The organism is Arthrobacter sp. 05N33_2 (assembly GCF_056397425.1).
This window is the reverse complement of sequence record NZ_JBFTNJ010000026.1, coordinates 1-24,850: the sequence shown is the minus strand read 5'-3', so window position 1 is coordinate 24,850 and position 24,850 is coordinate 1. Positions and strand designations below refer to the sequence as shown.

General features: G+C 68.2%; 14 protein-coding genes, 1 tRNA gene and 1 pseudogene. 10 read left to right on the top strand and 6 right to left on the bottom strand.

Features of this window, described 5'->3' with window-relative positions; translation table 11 throughout:
- Positions 1–5 precede the first annotated feature (5 nt).
- The gene (gene hemL, locus AC1DHX_RS12265) at positions 6–1,337 is read left to right on the top strand and encodes a glutamate-1-semialdehyde 2,1-aminomutase (RefSeq protein WP_476900073.1); all 1,332 of its coding nucleotides are present in this window, start codon (positions 6–8) and stop codon (positions 1,335–1,337) included.
- Positions 1,338–1,414: 77 nt separating this feature from the next.
- On the opposite strand, the gene AC1DHX_RS12260 is transcribed toward hemL, so the two are convergent.
- The 4 genes from AC1DHX_RS12260 to AC1DHX_RS12245 form a co-directional block, all read right to left on the bottom strand.
- Positions 1,415–2,152, bottom strand: a complete 738-nt coding sequence (locus AC1DHX_RS12260; RefSeq protein WP_028277189.1) for an amino acid ABC transporter ATP-binding protein — start codon at positions 2,150–2,152, stop codon at positions 1,415–1,417.
- Positions 2,149–2,913, bottom strand: a complete 765-nt coding sequence (locus AC1DHX_RS12255; RefSeq protein WP_223913926.1) for an amino acid ABC transporter permease — start codon at positions 2,911–2,913, stop codon at positions 2,149–2,151. The genes AC1DHX_RS12260 and AC1DHX_RS12255 overlap by 4 nt, the downstream gene beginning before the upstream one ends.
- Before the next feature lie 3 nt (positions 2,914–2,916).
- On the bottom strand, positions 2,917–3,852 hold the full coding sequence (locus AC1DHX_RS12250) for an ABC transporter substrate-binding protein (protein ID WP_476859006.1): 936 nt from the start codon (positions 3,850–3,852) through the stop codon (positions 2,917–2,919).
- A gap of 408 nt (positions 3,853–4,260) precedes the next feature.
- Complete coding sequence (locus AC1DHX_RS12245; RefSeq protein ID WP_028277186.1) at positions 4,261–4,971, bottom strand: 3'-5' exonuclease; 711 nt, start codon at positions 4,969–4,971, stop codon at positions 4,261–4,263.
- A gap of 110 nt (positions 4,972–5,081) precedes the next feature.
- Here AC1DHX_RS12245 and AC1DHX_RS12240 point away from each other — a divergent pair, with 110 nt between their 5' ends.
- The 3 genes from AC1DHX_RS12240 to AC1DHX_RS12230 are packed head-to-tail and all read left to right on the top strand — an operon-like array spanning position 5,082 to position 12,468.
- Positions 5,082–5,498, top strand: a complete 417-nt coding sequence (locus tag AC1DHX_RS12240; protein ID WP_028277185.1) for an MGMT family protein — start codon at positions 5,082–5,084, stop codon at positions 5,496–5,498.
- Between the two features lie 26 nt (positions 5,499–5,524).
- On the top strand, positions 5,525–8,878 hold the full coding sequence (locus AC1DHX_RS12235; RefSeq protein WP_476859005.1) for an ATP-dependent helicase: 3,354 nt from the start codon (positions 5,525–5,527) through the stop codon (positions 8,876–8,878).
- Positions 8,875–12,468: an ATP-dependent helicase gene (locus tag AC1DHX_RS12230; protein ID WP_476858901.1), complete on the top strand. Its 3,594-nt coding sequence runs from the start codon at positions 8,875–8,877 to the stop codon at positions 12,466–12,468. Before AC1DHX_RS12235 ends, AC1DHX_RS12230 begins: the two co-directional genes overlap by 4 nt.
- Positions 12,469–12,860: 392 nt before the next feature.
- On the opposite strand, the pseudogene AC1DHX_RS12225 reads toward AC1DHX_RS12230, so the two are convergent.
- Positions 12,861–14,102 (bottom strand): annotated as a pseudogene (locus AC1DHX_RS12225) (macrolide 2'-phosphotransferase); the annotation flags it as partial.
- A 187-nt stretch (positions 14,103–14,289) separates the two neighbouring features.
- Here AC1DHX_RS12225 and nudC point away from each other — a divergent pair.
- The 3 genes from nudC (at position 14,290) to AC1DHX_RS12210 (ending at position 18,309) form a co-directional block, all read left to right on the top strand.
- Positions 14,290–15,381, top strand: a complete 1,092-nt coding sequence (gene nudC, locus AC1DHX_RS12220) for an NAD(+) diphosphatase (protein ID WP_476900072.1) — start codon at positions 14,290–14,292, stop codon at positions 15,379–15,381.
- A 181-nt stretch (positions 15,382–15,562) separates the two neighbouring features.
- Positions 15,563–17,665 carry an ATP-dependent DNA helicase UvrD2 gene (locus AC1DHX_RS12215; protein ID WP_476859004.1) on the top strand — a complete coding sequence of 701 codons (2,103 nt, stop codon included), beginning with the start codon at positions 15,563–15,565 and terminating at the stop codon, positions 17,663–17,665.
- Positions 17,665–18,309 carry a M48 metallopeptidase family protein gene (locus tag AC1DHX_RS12210; protein ID WP_476858899.1) on the top strand — a complete coding sequence of 215 codons (645 nt, stop codon included), beginning with the start codon at positions 17,665–17,667 and terminating at the stop codon, positions 18,307–18,309. Before AC1DHX_RS12215 ends, AC1DHX_RS12210 begins: the two co-directional genes overlap by 1 nt.
- Positions 18,310–18,316: 7 nt before the next feature.
- On the opposite strand, the gene AC1DHX_RS12205 is transcribed toward AC1DHX_RS12210, so the two are convergent.
- Positions 18,317–19,843, bottom strand: a complete 1,527-nt coding sequence (locus tag AC1DHX_RS12205; RefSeq protein ID WP_476858898.1) for a zinc-dependent metalloprotease — start codon at positions 19,841–19,843, stop codon at positions 18,317–18,319.
- A gap of 257 nt (positions 19,844–20,100) precedes the next feature.
- On the opposite strand from AC1DHX_RS12205, the gene AC1DHX_RS12200 reads away from it, so the two are divergent.
- From AC1DHX_RS12200 to AC1DHX_RS12190, 3 genes are all read left to right on the top strand, one after another.
- Positions 20,101–21,249, top strand: coding sequence for a YlbL family protein (locus AC1DHX_RS12200; RefSeq protein WP_476900071.1), 1,149 nt, complete (start codon positions 20,101–20,103; stop codon positions 21,247–21,249).
- Positions 21,250–21,463: 214 nt separating this feature from the next.
- Positions 21,464–24,460, top strand: coding sequence for a UPF0182 family membrane protein (locus AC1DHX_RS12195; protein WP_476900070.1), 2,997 nt, complete (start codon positions 21,464–21,466; stop codon positions 24,458–24,460).
- 264 nt (positions 24,461–24,724) lie between these two features.
- A tRNA-Met gene (locus AC1DHX_RS12190) sits at positions 24,725–24,798 on the top strand.
- Positions 24,799–24,850 lie beyond the last annotated feature (52 nt).

Below are 24,850 nucleotides of genomic sequence, written 5' to 3'. Positions count from 1 at the left end.
GAACCATGACTTCCAGCATGCCTCGCAACGAGGAACTCTTTGACCGTGCCCGCCAGCTGATGCCGGGCGGCRTGAACTCGCCCGTGCGCGCCTTCGGCTCCGTGGGCGGGACGCCGCGGTTCATGGTGTCCGCCAAGGGTGCCTACCTGACCGACGCCGACGGTGCCGACTACGTCGACCTCGTCTGCTCCTGGGGCCCGGCGCTGCTGGGGCACGCCCGCCCGGAGGTCCTGGCGGCCGTGCACGCCGCCGTYGACCGCGGTCTCTCCTTCGGCGCCTCCACGCCGGACGAGGCCAACCTTGCCGCAATCGTCAAGGAGCGCGTCCCGGCCGCCGAGCGCGTCCGGATGGTCTCCACCGGCACCGAGGCGACCATGACGGCCGTCCGGCTCGCCCGCGGCTTCACCGGCCGCAACCTGATCATCAAGTTCGCCGGCTGCTACCACGGCCACCTCGACGGCCTCCTCGCCGCCGCGGGCTCCGGCCTGGCGACCCTCGCGCTGCCCGGCTCGGCCGGGGTCACCGCCGCGACCGCCGCCGAGACGCTCGTGCTGCCCTACAACGACCTCGGCGCCGTCGAAGCCGCCTTCGCCAAGCACGGTGACAGCATTGCCGCCGTCATCACCGAAGCCGCTCCCGCCAACATGGGCGTGGTCACCCCCGGCGACGGCTTCAACGCCGGCCTCTCCCGGATTACCCGCGAACACGGTGCCCTGCTGATCCTCGACGAGGTCCTGACCGGCTTCCGCACCGGCTACTCCGGCTACTGGGGCCTCACCGGCGGCGCCGCCGGTGCCGCCCAGCCGTGGACCCCGGACCTGCTGACATTTGGGAAGGTGATTGGTGGCGGCATGCCGACGGCGGCTCTCGCCGGACGCGCGGAGGTCATGGACTACCTGGCGCCGCTGGGCCCCGTCTACCAGGCCGGGACTCTGAGCGGTAACCCGGTGGCCATGGCCGCCGGGGTCGCGACCCTCACGCACGCCACCCCCGAGGTCTATTCGTTCGTGGATGCCCGCTCGCTGGAACTCTCCGCGGCGCTGTCCTCCGCACTCGATGCGGCCGGCGTGGACCACTCCATCCAGCGCGCAGGCAACCTGTTCTCCGTGGCCTTCGGCACGGGCGCCCGGGGTGTCCACAACTACGAGGACGCCCAGGGCCAGGAAGTGTTCCGCTACGCCCCGTTCTTCCACTCCATGCTGGACTCCGGCGTTTACCTGCCGCCGTCGGTCTTCGAGGCCTGGTTCCTCTCCGCCGCGCACGACGACACCGCGATGAACCGGATCTTCGACGCCCTGCCGGCAGCGGCTAAGGCGGCGGCCGGCGCCAAGCCATAGCCTCAGCCCTTAAATGACTGATGGCACCCGCCGCTGCGGGTGCCATCAGTCATTTAAGCTGCCTTGGCGCTGGCGAACTACAGAACGTCCGCGAGGAACCCCTGCAGCCGCTCGGTCCGCGGGCTGGTAAAGATCTGTTCCGGGGGACCGGACTCGACGACGACGCCGGCGTCCATGAACGTCACGGTGTCCGAGACATTGCGGGAGAAGCCCATCTCGTGGGTCACCACAACCATGGTCATGCCGCCCTTGGCGAGGTCGGCCATCAGCGCCAGCACGCCCTTGACGAGCTCGGGGTCGAGGGCGGAGGTGGCCTCATCGAAGAACATCACCTCCGGCTTCATGGCCAGGGCGCGGGCGATGGCSACACGCTGCTGCTGGCCGCCGGAGAGGTTGGCAGGGCGCGCGTCTGCCTTGTGTTTGAGCCCCACCAGGTCGAGCTGCTCGAGGGCCTCGGCCCGTGCCTGCTCGGCCGGCAGCTTGCGCAGCTTCCGCAGCGCCAGCGAGACGTTGTCCACCACGGTCTTGTGCGGGAACAGGTTGAACTGCTGGAACACCATGCCGATCCGCTGGCGCAGCTCGTCCGGGTTGTCCTTCAGGACCGAGCGGCCATCGAGCAGGATGTCGCCCTGGTCCGGTTCGATCAGGCGGTTCATGACACGCAGCAGCGTGGACTTTCCTGAGCCGGAGGGGCCAATCACCGAGGCGGTGGTGCCCTTCTCGACATGAAGGTCGATGCCGCGGAGGACATGGTTGGTGCCGAAGGACAGGTGCAGGTTCTTGCCGGTCAGCGAGCCGGAGGCGAATTCGCTCATGGCTGTGCTCCCTTCCCGATCAGGGCTGCGGCGTCGTCCGGCTGCCGTTTCTCCGGACGGCCGGTGCGCAGGCGGTTGTCGACGTAGTTGACCAAGTGGGTGAGCGGAACGGTCAGCAGCAGGTACACGAACGCCGCGGCAATCAGCGGCGACAGGTTCCCAGTGTTGGCCGCGGCATCGTTACCGATCCGGAAGATCTCGCGCTGGCTGGCGAGCAGCCCGAGCAGATAGATCAGGGAGGAGTCCTTGATCAGCGTGATGAACTGGTTGACCAGGGCCGGCAGCACCCGCCGGATGCCCTGCGGAATCACCACAAGGCGCATGGAGGAGTTATAGCTGAAGCCCAGTGCGCGGGAGGCTTCCAGCTGGCCTTTTTCCACGCTCTGGATGCCTGAGCGGAAGATCTCGCCGATATACGCCGCCGCCATGAGCGTCAGGGCGAAGATGGCCAACGGGAATGGGTTCGTGGATCCGGTCAGTTCCCGGACCACGGGCCCGAGGCCGATGCCAATCAGCAGGATGACCACAATGGCCGGGACGCCGCGGAAGACATCCGTGTAGATCCGGGAGAGCACCCGGAGCGCAGTGCTGCGGGATGTTCCCATGATCGCCAGGATCATGCCCAGGATGCACCCGAGCACGCCCGAGGCGATCGCCAGGATCAGAGTGTTGCGCAGGCCGACCGTCAGCATTTGCGGCAGGACGGCTGCGATCGCCTCCCAGTCGAAGAAGCTACCTATGAGTTGATCGAGTGCATCCATGGACTAGGACTTCGGAACGGTGACAGCCTTGGAGCCCGGGGACCACGTGGCCGGGGTCTCGCGGTCCGGGTACCATTCCTTGGTCAGCTTGGACCATGTGCCGTCGGCAATCACGGCGTCGAGGCCGGAGTTCAGCGCGTCGATGAGCGGCTGGTTTTCCTTGTTCACGGCGTACGCGGTGAAGTTCTGGGTGTTTACAACCGACTCGGCGATGACCGTGCCGTCACCTTCCTTGACCTGGCCGGTAGCCTGCTGGGACGGAGCGACCCAGGCGTCGACCTGGCCGTTCTTCAAGTTGGCGTACGCGGTGTTGTAGTCCTCGAAGCGGACGGGCTCGATCTGGAGGGTGTTGGTGACGTAGTCATCCTGTACCGTGCCCTGGACCACGGCGATGCGGGTGTCCTTGGTCAGGTCCTTGAACCCCTTGATGTTGGAGTCCGTCTTGGCGACCACGGCCATGTAGCCGAAGTCGTAACCGTTGGTGAAACCCACGGTCTTGCGGCGCGCGTCAGTGGTGGAGATCGAGGAGGACCCGAGGTCGAACTGCTTGTTCTGAACCTGGGCGAGCAGCGAGGCGAAGCCGGTCGCCTTGAACTCCACCTTGAGGCCCAGCTTGTCCGCAATGGCGCGCAGGAGCTCGTTGTCGTAGCCGGTGAACTTGCCCGACTTGTCGATGTAGATGTTCGGCGGGGCGTCCGAAAGGGTGCCCACAGTCAGGGTCCCGTCGCTGATCAGGCCGAGCTTGGACTTGTCAATCTGGTCCAGGGGAGTGACGTCCTTGGTCGTGTATTTGTCCAGGGACTTCTGGTCGCTGCCCTGGAGGGCATCCGTCGGTGACGCCGTTGACTGGGCCGAACCGCCGCCGCAGGCTGCAAGGGAAACCGCCACGGCGATGGCCACGGGAACGGTGGTCAGCCACTTCAAGGCTTTGCTTTTCATCACGCAATCACTTTCGTCTGAAATTCAGTGGGTCGCGGGAGGCTCATCGGGCCCCCGGCCGCTGGCTTGGGCGCCGGGTGGAGCAGACACGCCGCGAAAGATAATTGTGTCATCCGACGTGGGCACCCATTCAATCCGAACAAATCAGAGATGATGTGTGCGTTCTGCGAACTATCTTCAGGATCGTGTGTGATCGGCGCCAATCCTGATAGTGCTGGCGGGGTGGCGCGGAATCATCGGCGCCGGAGCGGGCGGCAAGGGGAAGCCCCGGGCCGTGTGACCTCCGTCGCAATCACTGGATTTGCGCGCAGCGGGGGACTAGTTAAGCCGTTCCGCCGGCGAACGTTTCGTTTTAAGAAGTGCTCCCGCGCCGGGGCCCAGCGTCCGGAATCCCGGCGTTCGGAGATCCTAGAAGTCGCCCCGGCTGGCGTCCTCGGGAGGCAGGACGGGCCAGTCGCCTTCGATCACGGCGGCCGGCTTCGTCTTGCGCAGGTAGCTTTGGAAGTCCGCGGCCTGGGCAGAGGCCCATTCGACCTGGAGTTGGTGCAGGTTGCCCGCCGGCATCCTGAGCTTGGGGAATTTTCCGGCCATGGCATCGAGCATCCGAAGGGTTGCCAGGGCATCGGCCGCGGAGGTATGCGCGTTGTCCAGATTGACGCCGTACTCCTCGCACAAGGCGGTGAGCGTGCGCTTGCCCTTGCGGTAGCGGTCCACCTGTTTGTTCATGACGTACGGATCCAGTACGGGGAAGCGGCTCAACTGAGGGACGCCGTAGCGGGCAGACTCGGCGGCGAGCACCGTGAAGTCGTAGCTGGCGTTGAAGGCGATGACCGGCACACCCGTGTCGAAAAGCTCCTGGAGCACGGCGGCGACCTCCCGCGTCACTTCCGCGGCGGGGCGGCCTTCGCTGCGGGCCTTCTCGGTGGTGACGCCGTGGATGTCGCTGGCCTCGGTGGGAATCTCAACCCCGGGGTCCGCGAGCCACTCGTGTTCCTGGACAATCCCGCCGTCGGAGTCCACCACGGTGATGGATGCTGTGACAATCCGCGCCGCGCGGGAGTTCCGCCCGGTGGTTTCGAGGTCGAAGGCTGCGCGGGGGAGGGTGTTCCAAGTGCTCATGCTTCAACGCTACCTGCTGCCACTGACAGTTCCTGACCGGGGTGGCGGCGTGCCGCCTCCGCCTGCCGTCCCGGCGCTGTTCCGGAGTCCGGAACGGCTAGGCTGGACCGATGCGGACGGAGTATGTGGAGGCGGTGCTGGAGCTCGTGGCGTTGATCCCGGCCGGCACGGCGGTGGCCTACGGCGACGTTGCGGAACTCCTCGGCGCCGGCGGCCCGCGTCAGGTCGGATCGGTCATGAGCCACTATGGCAGYAGCGTGCCCTGGTGGCGCGTCCTGAAATCCAGCGGAGACGCCCCGCCCGGCCTGGAGCACGAGGCGTTGGGCCTTTATCTGCAGGAGGGGACGCCGCTGCTGGGGCGTTACGAGGACTTCCGCCGGACCGGCGAGGGGCGCTGGCGTGTTGACCTGGCCTCCGGCCGGTGGGCGCCCACCGACGCCGATTTCGACCGGATCGATGCCATCGCGGAGCGGCTCGAGCGGGAGTCGCATAAATTGTCGGTACCCGATGATGAAATGACTGTGTGAGTACCCCCAGCCACCCTGAACCAAGCCTGCAGCGGTCCGGGTCCCGTCCCCTTCCCGGGGCGGGGCGCGCAACGGGAGCGGGGCTGCGCCTGTTGCCGCCCCGGACCCAGCACAGCGCGGTGCCGGTGCTGTCACCGGACCAGCTCGCCGCCGTCGAGGTCCCGCCCGGCTCCGGCCCCGTCCTGGTGCCCGGTGCGCCCGGCACCGGCAAGTCGACGGTCCTTGTCGAGGCTGCCGTCCGCCGCGCCCTGCGCGATGGCCTGGATCCGGAGCGGATGCTCATCCTGGCCCCCGGGCGGCTCGCCGCGGATACGCTCCGCGACCGGTTCACGGCCCGCCTGGACCGGAGCCTGAGCACGACGCCGGCACGGACCTGGGCGTCATATGCCTTCGATCTGATCCGCCGGGCCAAGGCCGAAGGCCTCCTGCCGCTTCCGCGCCAGCCGAAGCTGCTCTCCGGCCCGGAACAGGACCTGATCATCAAGGAACTGCTGGAGGGCCATGCGCTGCCCGGCCTCGAGCTGCCCTGGCCCGAGGACCTGGGCGCCGCCCTGCAGACCCGCGGTTTCCGGCAGGAAGTGCGCCAGCTCTTTGACCGGATCATCGAATCCGGGCGGACCGCCGAGGACCTTGTGGCCTTGGCCCGGCAGTGCAACCGGCCGGACTGGATTCCGGCGGCCGCCCTGTACTCCGAATACCGCGATGTCCTGGACCTGCGCATGCCCGAGGCCTTCGACCCCGCCGGCATCATCACTGCCGCGCGCCAGATCTTCCAGGACTCACCCGATTTCCTCGCCGCCGAACGCGACCGCCTGCAGCTGATTCTCGTGGATGACATCCAGGAGGCGAACCCGGCGGTCTTCGAATTGCTCGCCGACATCGCCGCCGGCAAGGATGCCATCATCACTGCCTCGCCGGACACCGTGGTTCAGGGCTTCCGCGGGGCACGCCCCGATCTCGTGGCGGAGCTTCCCGGCCTCCTGGCACCTGACGGGACGATCCTGGAACGACCCCTGTGGACGGCGCATCGGCAGGACCCGGCAGTGGCGGAGGCATGGCTGGCAGTGGCCGGGCGCATCTCCCGCAGGTCCGGCGGGCAGTCCGCCCGCCGGCTCGAACAGCCCGGACCGGTGCCGGCACCGGACGGGCAACCAGTCCCGACACCGGACAGAGCCGCCGGCGCCCGGGCGGGGACGGTCGAGGCCCACCTGCTGCCGTCCCCGGTCCACGAGCTGCGGTATGTGGCCCAGCGGATCCTCGAAGCCCAGCTGAACGACGCCCGGGAACTCGGGGACATCGCCGTGATCGTGCGCAACGGCGGCCAGCTCAGCCAGTTGCAGCGGTACCTGGCCGGCCAGGGGATTCCGGTCCGGATCCCCGTCGCCGAATCCGCCGTCCGGGACGAGGTCGCGGTCCGTCCGCTGCTCGATGCCTATGCGGTGGCCCTGGACCCTGCCGTGCTCACACCCGAGTCAGCGGTGTCCTTGCTGACGTCCCGGATAGGCGGCGCCACCGCGATTGAACTGCGGAGGCTGCGGCAGTCGCTGCGCCGGGAGGAACTCCTGGGCGGCGGCGGGCGCACCAGCGACGCGCTCCTGGTCGAAGCCCTGCTGGAGCCGGGGGCGCTCGCAACGCTGGGCATCGAGGGTCACTCGGCCCGCCGGATTGCCCGGATGATCGCAGCGGGGCGGGACGCCGCCGGTGCCCCCGGCGGCAACGCCGAGACCGTGCTCTGGGCGCTCTGGCATTCCACCGGCCTGGCCTCCCGCTGGACCGACGCCGCCCTGGCCGGAGGATCAGCCGGTGCCCGGGCCGACCGTGACCTTGATGCCATGATGGCGCTGTTCCATACCGCGGAACGCTTTGTGGACCAGCTGCCGGGTTCCGGCCCGGAGCAGTTCCTTGAATACCTGCTCAGCCAGGAACTTCCCATGGATACCCTGGCCGCCCGGGCGCAGCTGGAAGACGCGGTGGAGCTCATGACCCCTGCCAGCGCSGCYGGCCGSGAATGGCCSGTGGTSATYGTGCCSGGACTKCAGGAAGGYGTGTGGCCCAACACCCGGYTGCGCGGAGAACTGCTCGGCAGCACGTTGTTCGCCGACGCCGTCGAGCACGGCGTGGAGTATGCCCTGCGACTGGATCCGCAGAGCCGGCTGCGCGAAATACGCTATGACGAGCTCCGGAGCTTTTCCACGGCAGTGTCCCGCGCCCGGGAGGTGCTGATCTGCACGGCGGTGTCCTCGGAGGACGAGCAGCCGTCCTCGTTCCTGGACTATGTGGCGCCGTTGCGGCCCGGGCAGGACCGCCGGGGCTTTACCCCGGTCGAGCGTCCGCTGACGCTCCGGGCGCTGGTAGCGGAGCTGCGGCAGTACGCCCAGCTCGACCCGAGGGCGGCCGAATCGGCGGAAGCCGCGGCCGTCCTGGGGGGCCTGGCCACGGCCCAGCCGCCGGTTCCGGGCGCGCACCCCGCGAGCTGGTGGGGGCTGGCGGAGTTGTCCTCGGAGGAGGCGGTGGTTCCGCCGGGCGGTACCGTGTTCGTGTCGCCCTCGAAGGTCGAAACCGTGCAGAAATCTCCGCTGGACTGGTTTATCCAAGCCGCAGGCGGTGAAGCCGCCACCGATTTTGCCCGCAGCCTCGGAACGCTGGTCCACGCCATTGCGCAGGACCTCCCGGACGCCTCGGGAAGCGAATATGTCGCCGAACTCGTCCGGCGCTGGCCCACGCTGGGGATGAAGGACAACTGGGAAGGCAAACTGGACTTCCAGCGAGCCGAGTCCATGGTCCGCAAGCTCGCCCAGTATGTCCTCGTGATGCGCAGCGAGGGCCGGAGCCTGATCGGCGTCGAACAGGACTTTGAGGTGAAGCTGCCGGACGTTCCGGCGGAGGCCGCTTCCACACAGGCCGGATCCGATCCGGGCGAGGGCGGAACCACCGGTCCGGCGCGGCCCGCCGTGCTCAGGGGCCAGGTCGACCGGCTGGAGATCGACGCCGAGGGCCGGCTGGTGATCATCGACCTCAAGACCGGCAAACGCCAGCCCGGCAAAGCGGATCTGGACCGGCACCCGCAGCTCGGTGCCTACCAGGCCGCCGTGCTGGCCGGCGGCTTCGCGGGTCCCGACGATGGTCCGCCGCCGCTGCCGGGCGGCGCCGTCCTGGCCCAGCTGGGCACCACCACCAAGAGCCCCGGCATCCAGGCCCAGGCACCGCTGGATCCGCAGGACAACTGGGCACTGGAGATGGTCGGCGACGCCGCCCGCGTGATGTCCGGCAGCGTTTTCCAGGCCCGCCACGATCCGTCCAAGGGAGGCCACGGCGGCCACGGCTGCCGGCTCCCTGAAGTGTGCCCGCTGTGCGTGCGGGGAAAGCAGGTTACTGAATGAGCCCCGAGGCGCCGGCAAGCGGCCCGACCGACCCGCATCCGGCACCGGCTCCCCTCCCCGAGCCCCTTCCTGAGCCGCGGTTCAGCCCGGAAGAGCTGTCGGCACTGCTGGGGGAGGGGAACAGCCCCACGGCCGAACAGTCCCTGATCATTTCCTCGCCCCTCACGCCGCGGCTCGTGATCGCCGGGGCGGGCTCGGGGAAGACCGCCACCATGGCGGACCGGGTCGTGTGGCTCGTCGCCAACGGCTGGGTCCGGCCGGAGGAAGTCCTCGGCGTCACCTTCACCCGCAAGGCCGCCGGTGAACTCGCCTCGCGGATCCGGGCCAAGCTGGCCGCGCTGGCGCGCATCGCGGCGGCCGACACCGGGAACACGCTCTTCCCTGCCGGGCTGCTGAGCGCGGATGCGCTCGAACCCAAGGTCTCCACATACCACTCGTATGCGAGCGGCATTGTGTCCGACTACGGTCTCCGCCTCGGCGTCGAACGCGACGTCGTGCTGCTCGGCGGCGCCCAGTCGTTCCAGCTCGCCAGCGAGGTGGTAGAAGCCTTTGACGGGGACTACGAACACTTCCGGTCCGCCAAATCAACGCTCGTCAAGGCCGTGATCCAGCTGGCGGGAGAGTGCTCCGAGCATTTGCAGGACCCGGCCCAGGTCCGTGGCTGGCTCTTGGAGCGGGTCGCCGCGTTCGAGTCGCTCCCGTATGTCGCAGAAGCCAAGAAGAACCCCACCCAGGCTGCGGGCGAGCTCAGCGCGATGCTTCGCACGCGGGCCAGCGTCGCGGACATGGTGGGCCGCTATTCCGAGGCGAAGCGCGCCCGCGGCGCCCTGGACTTCGGTGACCTGGTGGCCCTGGCGGCGCGGGTGGCCAGTGAGATTCCGGTCGCCGCCCAAACAGAGCGCCAGCGTTACAAGGTGGTGCTTCTCGATGAGTTCCAGGACACCTCGCACGCCCAGTTGGTGCTGTTCTCCCGGCTCTTCGGCGACGGCCATGCGGTTACCGCGGTGGGGGACCCGAACCAGTCCATCTACGGATTCCGGGGAGCGTCCGCCGGGCAACTCTTCCATTTCGTCCGCGAATTCCCGATCCTCGTCAGCAGCGAAGGCACCGACACCGCCCACGGCGGCGAGGGGGACCGGGGCAGCTCGCGGGACCGGGGCAGCGGGCAGGCCCGGCGCTTTGCCGTGGCGCCCACCTCCTACTTGACTACAGCGTGGCGCAACGGACGCAACATCCTGGCCACGGCCAACCTCATTTCGGCGCCGCTGAGCAAAGCGGCGGCGAACCTCGGGGCCGCCGGGGCCCGGGAAAGCGCCGACGCCGTCGAGGTCCCGCCACTGCAGCCCAGCCCGGCCGCGGTGGACGGCAGGGTGGTGATGGGACGGTTCGCCACGGACGAAGCCGAGGCCGCGGCGATCGCAGGCGACGTGCTGAAATTTCGCGTGACGGACTTCGACGCCGCGCACTCCGCCGACCCGGTTCCGCCGGCCATGGCTGTCCTGTGCCGGCGCCGGGCACAGATGGAATGCATTCGCCGCGAGTTCGAAGTCCGGGGCATTCCCTATGAAATCGTTGGGCTCGGCGGGCTGTTGGACACGCCGGAAATCATCGATCTTGTCGCTACGCTCCGGGTCCTGGCCGACCCGGGCCGCTCGGACTCCCTCATGCGCCTGCTGGCCGGCGCGCGGTGGCGGATCGGCCCGGCGGACCTGATGGCCCTGCGGGACTGGTCGAGTTTCCTGGCCCGCCGTCGGGGTCGCCCCGGCGGCCTGGAGGCCGGCGACGCCGGACAGGGTGCCGAGGATGACGGGCGTGCCGCCGAAGACGCGCTGGATGACGCTGTGATCGAAGGCGACATCACGGACGCCGCCAGCCTGGTCGAGGCCCTGGACTGGCTGCCCCGCGACGGCTGGACCTCGGCGCACGGACGCAGACTGAGCCCGGAGGCCCGGGACCGTCTGCAGCGGCTCTCGGACGAGCTCCGGCAGTTGCGCAGCTACATGGGGGACGACCTCACCACTTTGCTCGGGGAGGTCGAACGGGCGATGCTCCTGGACATCGAAGTTGCGGCCCGGCCCGGGATCAGCATCCATCAAGCCCGCCGCAACCTGGACGCCTTCCAGGACGCGGCGGCCGGGTTCCTGCACACCTCCCAGCGGGTAGATGTCCTGGCGTTCCTCGCATGGCTGGAAGCTGCGGCGGCCGAGGAAAACGGTCTGGATGCCGCAGCGCCGGAGGTGAACCACGAAGCCGTCCAGCTGCTGACAGTGCATGCCTCCAAGGGGCTGGAATGGGATGTCGTGTTCGTTCCCGGGCTCAATTCCGGGGCGTTCCCCAGCAGCCGCGACTCGCGGTGGAGCAGCGGCAGTGCGGCACTGCCGTGGCCGTTGCGCGGCGATCGCACCGATTTGCCCCAGTGGGACCTGGACCAGCCGGACCAAAAAGGCTGGCTTGACGCCGAGAAGGAGTTCAAGTCTGCCGTCCAGGCGCACGGCGAGGCCGAGGAACGGCGCCTGGCCTACGTGGCGTACACCCGTGCCAAACACGTGCTCTGGCTATCGAGTGCGGCGTGGGTGGGGTCCCGGGCCGGTTTGGCGGAGATGTCTCCCTTCCTTGCCGGGCTCGAGGGCCTCACCGCCGACGGCGCGGCCGAAATCCATCCGCTGTCCGTCAGCGAGGACGCGCTGCCGGCCGAAAGCCCCCTGACCTCTGAACTCGAAGTCGCCGCCTGGCCCTATGATCCGCTGGAGGGCCCGCATGACCCCCGGACGGGAAAACGGCTGCGGCTTGTCCCGGGCCGGCGGGCGGCCATGGAATCCGCAGCGGCCCGTGTCCTGCAGGCAATGGCATCCGGCCCGGATGGCGCGGACGCCGGAAAACGTCCCATCCTGCGCGGTCCCGCCGCCGGGTGGGCGCAGGAGGCGGCCACTTTGCTGGAACGCCGCTCCCGGCGTTCGGTGGTCCAGGATGTGCATCTGCCCGGGCACATCTCGGCGTCGACTCTCGTGGACCTGGAAGATGACCCAGGCTCCGTTGTGGCCCGCCTGCGCAGGCCGATCCCGCGCGAACCGGGGATGTCGGCGCGCAAGGGCACGGCCTTCCACGCCTGGGTGGAGGAATACTTCGGCGCCGCTGGGATGCTGGACCTGGGTGAGGCAGCCGGCGCTGACGACCACATCGACGAGGCCTACGGCCTGGATTCCATGGTGGAGACTTTCCGTCAGTCCGAGTGGGCCCACCGCGCCCCCGCCCACGTCGAGGTCCCGGTCGAGACACGGATCGGCGACGTCGTGGTCCGGGGCAGGATCGACGCCGTGTTCCGCGACGCCGACGGCCGCTGGGATCTTGTGGACTGGAAGACCGGCCGCCGCCCCTCGGCGGCCCAACTGAAGGTCAAGGCAGTCCAGCTCGCCGTCTACCGGCTGGCCTGGGCCCGGCTCAAGGGGGTCCCGTTGGAGGACGTCCGGGCCGCTTTCTATTACGTGGCCGACAACCAGGTGGTCCGCCCCCATGACCTCGGATCAGCGGAAAAGCTTGAGGAAATCGTGTCGGCGGCGCTAGGGAGGACAGCGACGCACAGCGGCGCCTAGCGGATGTCAGCCGGCCGGACAAAGCCCGCCGAACGATCCGGGCGGGGCAGTACACCTGAACCGGCCGGCAGCCGTCGCTAGCGGGACGCGGAGTCGACCACCGTGATTGCGGCGGTTGACGTGTTGTCACCGGACCCGGGCTGGACGACGGCGATCGATTGCGTCGATGTGTCGGTACCGGCTGGAACCGCGGCCCCGGCGTCGCTGTCACCGGCCTCACTGACCTTCCCGGAGTCCGGGTCGGGGGCCGCCGCCTGCGGGGCGCCGTCCAGCGCGGCATCAGCGCTGGAGGGCACGGAGGACTTGGCGGCGCCGGGGATTGCGGTGATGTCGGCGGACGCACCTGCGGCCTTACCGGCGCCCGGCTCGGCGCTTGCCTGGTCGCCTGCTTCAGCGGCTGCGGTTGTGTCTGCTATGGGCTGGGGGACAGCCGCCGGTTCGTCAGCCCCCGTTTCGCGGGGGATAGGCGTGACGTGCACAGCGGGCCTGGCACTGATGCCGGCAGTGGCATCATCAGCCGGAGCGCTGCCCGTGACCGGCTCCATAGGCAGCAGCGTGACCTTGCTGACGGCGGGCGCCGTCCCGTTGGCCGCTGGGGCCGGCGCGGCCGGGACCGTCGGCGCATCGACATGAGCACCGGCGTCGGCAATGGCTTGTTCTGTGCCGGGTTCGGGTGCCGCGACCGGCTGCGGCAGCGGTTCCACGCTGATCGGCTGGCCGCCGTGTTCGGCCACGTCCTCGGCCAGTGTGGCGAGCATGGATTCCGCCTCGTCGATCATTTCCTGATTGCCGGCGGCCATGCCCTTGACCAGATACTGCGCCAGGGCGAATTCGGCGGAGAGCGCGGCCCGCCGCAACAGGTGCGCATCGGGCGCGTCGCGCCGGCTGGAGGTGTAGTGATCCAGGACCGCGTTCACAAAGTCCTGTTCGTTGGAGGCGACCAGCCAGGCCATGTCGTCCGCCGGGTCACCGATGCGCAGGTCGGTCCAGCCCGTCACTGCGGTCACGCGCTCACCCTCGACCAGCAGGTTGTCCTCGTGGAGGTCGCCGTGAACGACGCAGGGATTGAAGCGCCAGAGCGAGACGTCTTCCATGGCGTGTTCCCAGCGCCGCAGCAGCAGCGGCGGGATTTTTCCGGTCGTGGCCGCCTGGTCCAGTTCATTGAGGCGCCGCTGGCGGAATTCGTTGGGCGTGTAGCTCGGCAGATCGGCGTTGCTCACGATTGACCGTGGGAGGTCATGGATCGCGGCCAGGGCCGCCCCGATTTCGCGGGCCAGTGCGGGAGAGCCGTTGCTGAGCTCGTCCAGGGAGCGGGTGGCGCCGGCCAGGTGCGAATAGACAAACGTGCTGAGCTGGCCTTGCCGGACCGTTCCCGCCACTGTGGGCATGAGGAACGGGAGCTCGGCCCGGATGCCGGGAGCGAACGCACGCAGCACCAGGAATTCGGTTTCCAGCCGGGCGCTCGCTTCGGCATGCCGGGGGGAGCGGACGCGCCAACGCTTGCCCTCAGAGTCCAGCAGGAGGGCCGCGTCGAAGTCCGCCGGATCGTCGGGCGCAGAGCTGACGGCGGTCGGGGTCAGGCCGGGTACCGCCGCCGTTGCTACAGCTGCCAGTTCGATTGGTTTCCTTCTCACCCTTCCACGGTAGATTGAGCGGCGCCCAAGTCGGCGATGCACTCCGGCGAGTCTTGAGATCGGGGACAAATCGGAGGGAAATAGGCGCTGAATCCGGGGCAGGCGGCTTGTCCCGCACATGCTGTGGAGCGCCCGGCGGCATGGTCGGCAAATGTCAATTGTCTGCCCGAGTCAGTACGGTGGGTGTATGAGTCTTGCGGAGTCAGCGGCATCTTCATCGGCATCACAGCAAACACCCTCCGAATCCCCGGCATCCGACGGTGCGGCGCCGCCGCTGCATCTCCTGCCGGCAAACCACCTCATGGAGACGGTCCTTCCCGTGCGCCCGGCCCTGATCGACCGCGGATCCGCGGCGCGGGTGAAACCCGGAATGCTCGCGGAGCTGGTCGGTTCAGGCGCGGCGCAGGCCGTGGTGCTCTCCGGCAGGCAGGCCCTCGTCAGCGGCAACAGCCTCGTGCTCCTCAACGCGGCCGAGCTCTCCGGGCACCTGGCCAACACCCCGTACGCTCCCGAACACGTGATTTACCTCGGTTCCGCCCTGGCCGGTTCGGACCTCGACGCCGGCACCGAGCTTGTCCTCTTTGTCCTCCCGCTTCAGTTCGAAGTCCAGGCCGAGGAATTCGAGGCTCACGTGGCCGGCGTTCCGAGCGATGCGCAGTGGGTGGGTTTCCGCGAAATCGCGGCACGCCTGAACGCCACGGACACTGCGCTGTTCATCGAAGCCAGCGCCATCGCCAACTGGCATTCCACCCACACGCACTGCCCGCGCTGCGGCACTCCCACGCAGCCGGAAGCCGGTGGCTGGGTCCGGCGGTGCCCGGCCGATAACTCCGAGCACTTCCCCCGGACGGATCCGGCCATCATCGTCACCGTGGTGGGCCCCGACGGGAGACTGCTGTTGGGCRGAGGCGGCCCACTCGACGCCCGGAACTATTCGACCCTCGCCGGCTTCGTCGAACCGGGGGAGTCGCTCGAACAGGCCGTGCAGCGCGAAATCGGCGAGGAAGTCGGGGTCCGCGTCACCGCGTCCCAGTATCTTGGATCGCAGTCCTGGCCGTTTCCCGCCTCCCTGATGCTCGGCTTCACGGCCACCACGCCGGACACCGAAGCCCGGCCCGACGGCGTCGAGGTCACCAGGGCACGGTGGTTCAGCCGGAGCGAACTGCAGGACGCCGTCCTCAGCGGCGAGATCGTCATTTCCAGCAGGCTCTCCATCGCCCGGTCCCTTATTGAACACTGGTACGGCGGYGTCATTCAGGACGCCGCGGACAGCGCCTGACACTGCCCCATACAGGCTGACACCGCCTGCCCCTATCCGCAGGACACCGACTACCGACTGAGCAGCAAAAGTGACCACAGAGAAATTGAACTTCAGCACCATCCCCGGCGGGGAACCGTCGGGCGGCACGACGTCGGGCGATGCCCCGCCTGCCGATGCCCCCGAACCTGACGGCCGTTCGCTGGAGGAACGGATCCTCGGCGGCCTCGACGCCGAGCAGCGCGAGGTTGCCGGCACCCTCCAGGGGCCCATGTGTGTCCTGGCCGGTGCCGGGACCGGCAAGACCCGCGCCATCACGCACCGGATCGCCTACGGCGTGCACTCAGGGGTGTACAGCCCGCAACGGCTCCTCGCTGTCACCTTCACGGCCCGGGCTGCCGCCGAGATGCGCAGCCGGCTCCGTGACCTCGGCGTCGGCAACGTTCAGGCCCGTACCTTCCACGCCGCGGCGCTGCGCCAGTTGCAGTTCTTCTGGCCGCAGGCGGTCGGCGGCACCTTGCCCAACCTGCTGGACCACAAGGCACAGATGATTGCCGAGGCCGCGCGGCGGCTCCGGCTCAGCACGGACCGCGCCTCCATCCGGGACCTCGCCTCCGAAATCGAGTGGGCCAAGGTATCCATGCTGACCCCGGCGAACTATCTGGAGAACGCCCAGGGCCGGGGCAATCCGGGCGGCTTCGACCTGACGGCCGTGGCACGGGTCTTCCAGTCCTATGAGGACGTCAAGACCGACCGCAACGTCATCGACTTCGAGGACGTGCTGCTGATCACCGTGGGGATCCTGCAGGAGGACCCAAAGGTGGCAGCGACCGTCCGGGAACAGTACCGGCATTTCGTCGTCGACGAGTACCAGGACGTCTCGCCGCTGCAGCAGCGGCTCCTGGAGCTGTGGCTCGGCGGACGCGACGAGCTCTGCGTCGTGGGCGACGCCAGCCAGACCATCTACTCCTTCACCGGCGCCTCCCCGAAGCACCTGCTTGGGTTCAAAGCGATGTATCCCGAGGCCCACGTCGTTAAGCTGATCCGGGACTACCGGTCCACGCCCCAGGTAGTCAGGCTCGCCAACGACCTCCTCGCCGGCCGGCGCAGCGGCGGCCCGGTGGCGGACGCCGCCTGGGCCACGCCTTTGCAGCTCGTAGCGCAGCGGCCGGCGGGCCCGGTGCCACGGTTCACCGAATGCTCGGATGACGAGGCGGAGGCCGCCACTGTCGCCGCGCGGATCCGCGAACTCCTCGACGCCGGAACACCGGCGAGCCAGGTCGCCGTGCTCTTCCGCACCAACGGGCAGTCCGAAGCCTACGAACAGGCTCTGGCCTCGGCGGGGATCGGCTACCAGCTGCGCGGCGGTGAGCGGTTCTTCGCGCGGAAGGAGGTCCGGGACGCCATCCTGCAGCTCCGGGCCGCGACCCGGGCGGTGGCTGAAACCGCCACGCCCGAGCCGCTGGGGCAGCTGGTCCGGGACATCGTCGCCTCCCTGGGCTACACGGACGCGGCGCCGCACAGCGGCGGCGCTCTCCGGGAGCGCTGGGAATCGCTGGCCGCCCTCGTGGCGCTGGCCGACGAACTCGTGATCAGCAGGGGCCCGCAGTTCTCGCTCCCGGACTTTGTCAACGAGCTCCAGGAACGGTCCCTGGCCCAGCACGCACCGACTGTGCAGGGCGTTACCCTGGCATCGCTGCACGCCGCCAAGGGCCTGGAATGGGACGCCGTGTTCCTGGTCGGGCTGAGTGAGGGCCTCGTGCCGATCTCGTTCGCGGACACTCCGGAAGCGGTGGACGAGGAACGCCGGCTCCTGTACGTCGGGATCACCCGCGCCCGCGAACACCTGTCCCTGTCCTGGTCCACTGCCCGGACACCCGGCGGACGCGCCAACCGCAAGCCCTCGCGCTTCCTGGACGGCCTGCGCCCCGACTCGGTGGCCAGCTCCCACCTGCGGGGCAAGGGCCCGGCGCCGCGCCGGAAGGCGGCCGTTCCGGCGTCGTGCCGGGTCTGCGGCAGCATGCTCTCCAGCGGCGCGGAGCGCAAGGTGGGCCGCTGCAACCAGTGCCCGCCCAGTTACGAGGAACAGACGTTCGACGCGCTCAGGCAGTGGCGGAAGGACGTGGCCCTTGAGGCGGACGTCCCGGCATTCGTGGTGTTCACCGATGCCACCCTGACCGCGATCGCCGAGGCGCGCCCCGAGTCGCTGGAGCAGTTGGCCAAACTCGCCGGCGTGGGTCCATCCAAACTGGAGAAGTACGGCGAGGCCGTTCTGACAGTCCTGGCCGAAAGCACGGTTCAGTGATGCCCGGTTCAGTGATGCCCGGTTCAGTTCCGGGTGCCATTCCGCTGACCACCGCCGACGGCGCCCCGGTAGTGGTCCGCCGCTCTGCGCGCCGACGCCGCACGGTCGCCGCGTTCTGGGAGGACGGCACCGCCGTCGTCGCCATCCCCGCGTCCTTCAGCAGGGCGCAGGAACGGGAGTGGGTACATCGCATGCTGGAGAAACTCCGGCGCCAGGGGGACCGGGCGGCGCGGGGTTCCGGCCGGCGCCGCCCCCGCAGCGATGCCGACCTTGCCGCCCACGCCGCGGATCTGTCGGCGAAGTACCTGGGCGGCAGGGCGGTGCCCTCCTCGGTCCGCTGGGTCACCAACCAGAATTCGCGCTGGGGTTCCGCGACGCCGTCCGAAGGGACCATCCGGCTCTCGGCGAAGCTGCAGCCCATGCCGCAGTGGGTGATCGACTACGTGCTGCTTCACGAACTGGCCCACCTCCTGGTGGCCGGCCACGATGCCGCCTTCTGGCGGTTGCTGACGGCGTACCCGGAGACTGAGCGTGCCAAGGCCTTCCTGGAAGGGGCCTCGTTCGCGACCTCACGCGGCCTGGCGTCCGACGGCGGATACGACGAAGCCCCGGACGGAACCGAAATCCCGGCCGGGGCCCACTAGCGTTCGGCTAGGCCTTGGGCGTGCCGCCGTCGTCCGGTCCGCCGTCCTGACGGTCGTCGTCCTTGGCCGCCGGTTCGTCCGTGCCCTCTGAATCCGCCGTGCCTTCTGAATCCGGAGTGCCCTCTGAATCCGCCGTGCCTTCTGAATCCGCGGTGCCCTCGGTGTCCGTGGCGTCGGCGCCGGCCGGCTCGTCGAACCCTCCGCTAAGCAGTTTCTGCAGGGCGTCGTCCACTTCGCTGTCGCTGGCTTCGGCGAGTTTACGGCGTTCGCTGAAGCCTTGCGGATCTTCCAGGTCCTCTGCCGTGGGAAGCAGGTCGGGATGCTGCCAAACGGCGTCGCGGCCGTCGACCCCACGCTCTTCCTTGAGCAAGGCCCACAGCGTGGCGGCCTCGCGGAGCCGGCGCGGCCGCAGTTCGAGTCCCACGAGGGAGGAGAACGCGTGCTCCGCGGGGCCCCCGGTGGCCCGGCGCCGCCGGACGGTTTCGCGCAGTGCGGCGGCGGACGGCAACATCTTCTCGGTTGCACCCCAGGTGAGTTCGTCCACCCAGCCTTCCACCAGGGCCAGCGCTGTCTCCAGCTTTTCGAGGGCCTGCTCCTGGGCGGGAGTGCGCTGCGGCATGAAGACTCCCTGCGAGAGCGCCTCCTGGATGCCCTCGGGGTTGCTGGGATCGATCTCGCGTGCCAGTTCTTCGATCTTGGACGTGTCGATGTGGATGCCGCGGGCGTAGGCCTCGATCGCGCCGAGCAGGTGCCCGCGCAGCCAGGGGACCTGGACGAAGAGACGGGCGTGTGCCGCCTCGCGCACGGCCAGGAACAGGCGGATGTCGTTCTCCGGCAGGCTGAGGCCCTCACCGAATTTCGCCACGTTGGCCGGCAGGAGCGCCATTTCAAGGTCTGCGAGGGGCACGCCAATGTCCGTCGAGCTGACCACTTCGGCCGAGAGCGCGCCGATCGCCTGGCCGAGCTGCATGCCGAAGATCGCCCCGCCCATGTTCTGGATCATCGAGGAGGCGCCGCCCATCATGGACTTCATTTCCTCGGGCATCTGCTCGGTCATGGCGGCCGAGAGCGCATTGGCAATGCTGTTGGCCACGGGCTCGGTCAGCCGCTTCCACGTCCCAAGGGTTTCCTCGACCCATTCGGCGCGGGACCACGCCCGGCCGATCAGTCCCGTGGCCGGAAGCCCGGTGACCTGGTCGAGCCACAGTTCGGCCAGCCGAAGGGCCTCATCGACCTCCCGCGACTGATGCGCCGTGACCGAGGGGTCAGTTCCGCTGGCGGCGACGCGCCGGGCGTTGTCATGTGCCAGCTGCCAATTGACGGGCCCCTCCGAGGGGGCACTCATCATCGCCTGCACCTGGGAGAACATCTGGGCCAGGAGGTTTGGATCGTCCGGGAGGCCTGCTGCCTTGGCGAGCTCGGCGGGGTCGATATTGCCCATGCCCTGCCCGCCCATCAGGTTTTTGAGCATTTCGGCCAAAGGATCCTTGGGCTCCTCGTCGCCATTGGACGGATTGAGTGGGTTGGAGGTCATGATCCCGCCGATCGTCGGTGTGGCTGCTTCTCAACTTCACGGTACCCCTGTGCAAGAGTGGCTGTCTGCCGAAACCGCGCCACGTTCGCTGTAGGCAAAGAGCGGTCCGGGGTCCCAAGCGCGTAGGCTTGGAAGTTGGAATATTTGCACGCGGCAGCCTCGGGTTAGGCTGCGGCCCTGGTGCGTGGTCGCGGTGTCCTCTCGGGCTTGTCCTGGCAGGGCCGCAGCCCCTCGTGCCGGCACGGAGAGGTCGTTCAATGACAATCACCCACGGTGAGCAGCCCGCCAGCGACCCAGCGGCCGGCCCTGCCCGGGGCAGGTGGGCGCGACTGGCTGGCGCCGGCGTGCGGCGCCCGCGCAACAACCGGTCTTCAGCCATGCTTGTCTCGGGGCTGCTTGCCGCCGCACTGGGCATCACCGCGGTGAGCCTGCCCGTGCCCTACGTGATCGAGTCTCCCGGCCCCACCTTCAACACCATCGGCCAGGACAACGGCAAACCGGTGATCAGCGTCAGCGGCCATGAGTCGTTTCCCGCCAAGGGCAGCCTGGACCTGACCACTGTCTATGTCGACGGCGGTCCCAATGGTCCGGTCAGCGTCTTCGAGGCGTTCTCGGCATGGCTGAACGGGACCAAGGCCGTCTACCCCCAGGAACTGCTCTTCCCCACCGGCGTCACCAAGGAACAGTCCCAGCAGGAGAGCGCCACCGCGATGACCACCTCCCAGGAGAACGCCATCGCCTCGGCACTGAAGGAACTGAAGATTCCGTTCGGGCAGAAAATGCAGGTGGCCGGGCTCCCGGACGACTCCGCCTCGAAGGGACTGCTGCAGGCAGGGGACGAACTTGTCTCCATCAATGACAAGCCCATCACTGCGCTCGGCGTGGTCCAGGCGGAACTGGCCGCCGGCAACGGAAAGCCCGCCAAGGTTATCGTCGAACGCGCCGGCGCCCGGGTGCCAGTCACCATTACGCCGGCCAAAAACAGTGCGGGCCGCTACATCCTGGGCGTCTTGCTGCAGTACAAGTTCACCTTCCCGTTYGATGTCACCATCTCGCTCGACAAGGTCGGTGGCCCCAGTGCGGGCATGATGTTCGCGCTTGGCATCATTGACACCGTCACTCCCGGGGACCTGACCGGCGGCAAGCACATCGCCGGAACCGGAACCATCACCCCGGACGGTGCCGTAGGACCCATCGGCGGGATCGCCCAGAAGATGCAGGGGGCGCGGTCTGGCGGGGCCACGCTGTTCCTGGCTCCGGCGGCCAACTGCGAAGACGTCCTGGGCCACATCCCCGACGGCCTGCAGGTGGTCCGGGTCGAGAACCTCACCGAGGCCCGCAAGGCAGTTGAACTGGCCGCGTCAGGSGSCGACACATCAGGACTGCCGGTCTGCACCAACAACTAGACTGGCCGCGGAACTAAGCGCCGTCCCCACTCGTGGCACTAATTGACGGCCGCGCCGTCCCGCCGGGACCCTGCTGCAGGGCCCTGACGGAACGGCGGTGACGGCCGTTAGAATGCATCAACCTGCAACACCGGCACTTGGTCGCCAGACTGAGCCACAGCAGCGACTGATAACTAAAAACCAGCAGTAGACGACCAGCTATGAGGTACCGAGTTTGTCCCGTCCCGCCAGCACTGTCCCGCCCGGAAGACCCCAGACACGACGCGGCGCCCTGACGCCGACGCTGATCATCGTGGCCCTGATCGTGGTCGGATTCATCTTCTTCGCCAATGTCTGGACGGATGTCCTCTGGTACCAGCAGCTCGGCTACTTCGWAGTGTTCCTGACCGAGAACCTGGCCAGGATCGTGATCTTCCTGACAGGTTTCGCTGTCATGTTCCTGGCCGTCTTCTTCGCCATCAGGGTTGCCTACCATGCGCGGCCGGTATACGCCCCCGATTCGGAAATCCGGGACAACCTCAACCGCTACCAGGCGCAGCTCGAACCGATCCGCCGCGTCGTGATGGTGGGGCTTCCCATCCTCTTTGGCCTGTTCGCCGGCAGCGCCGCGGCCAGCCAGTGGCAGAAAGTCCTCCTGTTCCTGAACCAGGAGGCATTCGGCCAGAACGATCCGCAGTTCGGGCTCGACATCAGCTTCTACCTCATGACTCTTCCCTTCCTCGGCTTCGTCACCGGGTTCCTCATCAGCGTCACGGTGATCGCTGGCCTTGCCGGCATCCTCACCCACTACCTCTACGGCAGCATCCGGATCATGGAACGCGGGATCTTCACCAGCCGCGCCGCACAGATCCACCTGGCTGTCACGGGCGCCGCCTTCCTGGTGCTGATGGGCCTCAACTTCTGGCTGGACCGCTACTCCACGGTGCAGAATAACGGCGGGCGCTGGGCCGGTGCGCTGTACACGGACGTGAACGCCGTCATTCCGACCAAGGCCATCCTGGCCGTGGCCGCGGCCATCGTCGCCGTGCTGTTCATCGTCGCCGCGGTCATCGGCAAGTGGCGGCTGCCGGTGATCGGCACCGCCATGCTCATCATCACGGCCATCCTGGCCGGCGGCGTCTACCCGTGGGTCATCCAGCAGTTCCAGGTCCGGCCCTCGGAGCAGACGCTGGAAAACGAATACATCAAGCGGAACATCGCGATGACCCGTGCCGCCTACGGCCTGGATAAGGTCCAGGAAAAGCGGTACAACGCCACCACCAACGCCACCACCGGCGCGCTGGCCCCCGATGCGCAGACCACCGCCAACATCCGGCTGCTGGATCCGAACCTGATCTCGGATGCGTTCTCGCAGCTCGAACAGTACCGGCCCTACTACCAGTTCCCCAGCGCCCTGAACGTGGACCGCTACGAGATCGACGGCAAGATCCAGGACACGGTCATCGCCGTCCGCGAACTCAACCCGGACGGGCTCGCCACGAACCAGCAGTCCTGGCTGAACCGGCACGTGGTCTACACCCACGGCTACGGCGTCGTCGCCGCCAAGGGCAACAAGTTCACCGTGGACGGCAAGCCGGACTTCCTGCAGGCGGGCATCCCGTCCACCGGCGCGCTCGGCAACGATTCGACCTACCAGCCCCGCATCTACTTCGGCCAGGACTCACCCGACTACTCGATCGTGGGCGCCCCGGACGGTGCACCGCACCGTGAGCAGGACCGGCCCGCGGCCAAGGAAGGCGACGGCGAGACGCAGTACACCTTCACCGGCAACGGCGGCCCGAACGTGGGCAGCTTCTTCAACAAGATCCTTTACGCGATCAAGTTCCAGTCCTCGGACCTGCTGCTTTCCGACGGCGTGAACGCCGAGTCCCAGATCCTCTACGACCGCAACCCGCGGGACCGCGTCGAAAAGGTGGCGCCCTACCTGACTGTTGACGGCAATCCGTACCCCGCCGTCGTCGACGGCAGGGTGAAATGGATCGTGGACGGATACACCACCAGCCCGTACTTCCCGTACTCCCAGCAGGAGCAGCTCTCGGCCGCCACGGCCGACTCACAGACCGCCGCGAACCGGACAGTAGCCCTGCCAAACAGCTCGGTGAACTACATCCGCAACTCGGTCAAGGCCACCGTGGACGCCTATGACGGTTCCGTGACGCTGTACGCCTGGGACGACCAGGATCCGGTCCTGAAAGCCTGGCAGAAGATCTTCCCGACGTCGGTGAAGCCGTATTCGGAGATGTCCGGTGCGCTCATGAGCCACGTGCGCTACCCGGAGGACCTGTTCAAGGTCCAGCGCGAGCTTCTGGGCCGCTACCACGTGACCAACCCGGACAGCTTCTACACCAACATTGACGCCTGGTCCGTTCCCAACGACCCCACCGTCAAGGACGAAGTCAAACAGCCGCCGTACTACATGTCGCTGAAGATGCCCGACCAGGACAAGCCGGCGTTCCAGCTGACCTCGTCGTTCATCCCGCAGGTGGTCAACGGCAACGCCCGCAACGTGCTCTACGGCTTCCTGGCCGCGGACTCCGACGCCGGCAACCAGAAGGGCGTCAAAGCGGACAGCTACGGCCAGCTGAGGCTCTTGCAGATCCCGCCGGAGACCCAGGTCCCCGGACCGGGCCAGGCGCAGAACAAGTTCAACTCCGACCCCACCGTTTCGCAGGCCCTTAACCTGTTGCGCCAGGGTGCGTCGGCGGTGCTCAACGGCAACCTCCTGACCCTGCCGGTCGGTGGCGGCATGGCGTACGTCCAACCCGTCTATCTTCGCTCCACGGGGGAGACCTCCTACCCGACGCTGCAGCGGGTCCTGGTGGCGTTCGGCGACAAGATCGGGTTCGCGCCCACACTGGACGAGGCCCTGAACCAGCTCTTCGGCGGAAATTCGGGTGCCGCAGCAGGTGACTCGGCCAACAAGGGACAAACACCGGCCACGCCCACCACGCCAGGTGGTGCCACTCCGCCGCCCGGCACTACCGACGCGAAGGCAGACCTGAAGGCCGCGCTGGACGAGGCCAATGCCGCGATCAAGGCCGGCCAGGACGCCCTCGCGAAGGGCGACTTCGCGACCTACGGTGAGCAGCAAAAGAAGCTGAACGCTGCCTTGCAAAAGGCACTTGAGGCCGAAGCAAAGCTGGAAACCCCGGCCGCGCCGGCGGGCACCGCCACACCGTCGCCCACACCGTCGGCGACGGCGGGCGGCTAACGCTGCGCAGCTGACCCTGGCAGGTCCTTACGCGCTGCGCGAGGGCCGGGCGCAGGCTGTGAACGGTGCGACAGGCCGGGTTTGCCCCTACGGAGGGGCAAACCCGGCCTGTGGCGTAGCCGGACCGGATTTCATCCCTGTGCGGCCCTGGCCGGCCCGGGAGGCCGAGGCGACCAGGGCGGACGCTCCGGTCGGCGGCGAGATGCACATCACGTCGCCTCGATTTGGCCTCAAGTTCACCGGCAGGTAGAGTTGATCTTGCGACGCGGGGTGGAGCAGTTCGGTAGCTCGCTGGGCTCATAACCCAGAGGTCACAGGTTCAAATCCTGTCCCCGCAACTGGAGAAAGGGTCCGGAACACTGGAAACAGTGTTCCGGACCTTTTGCTTTT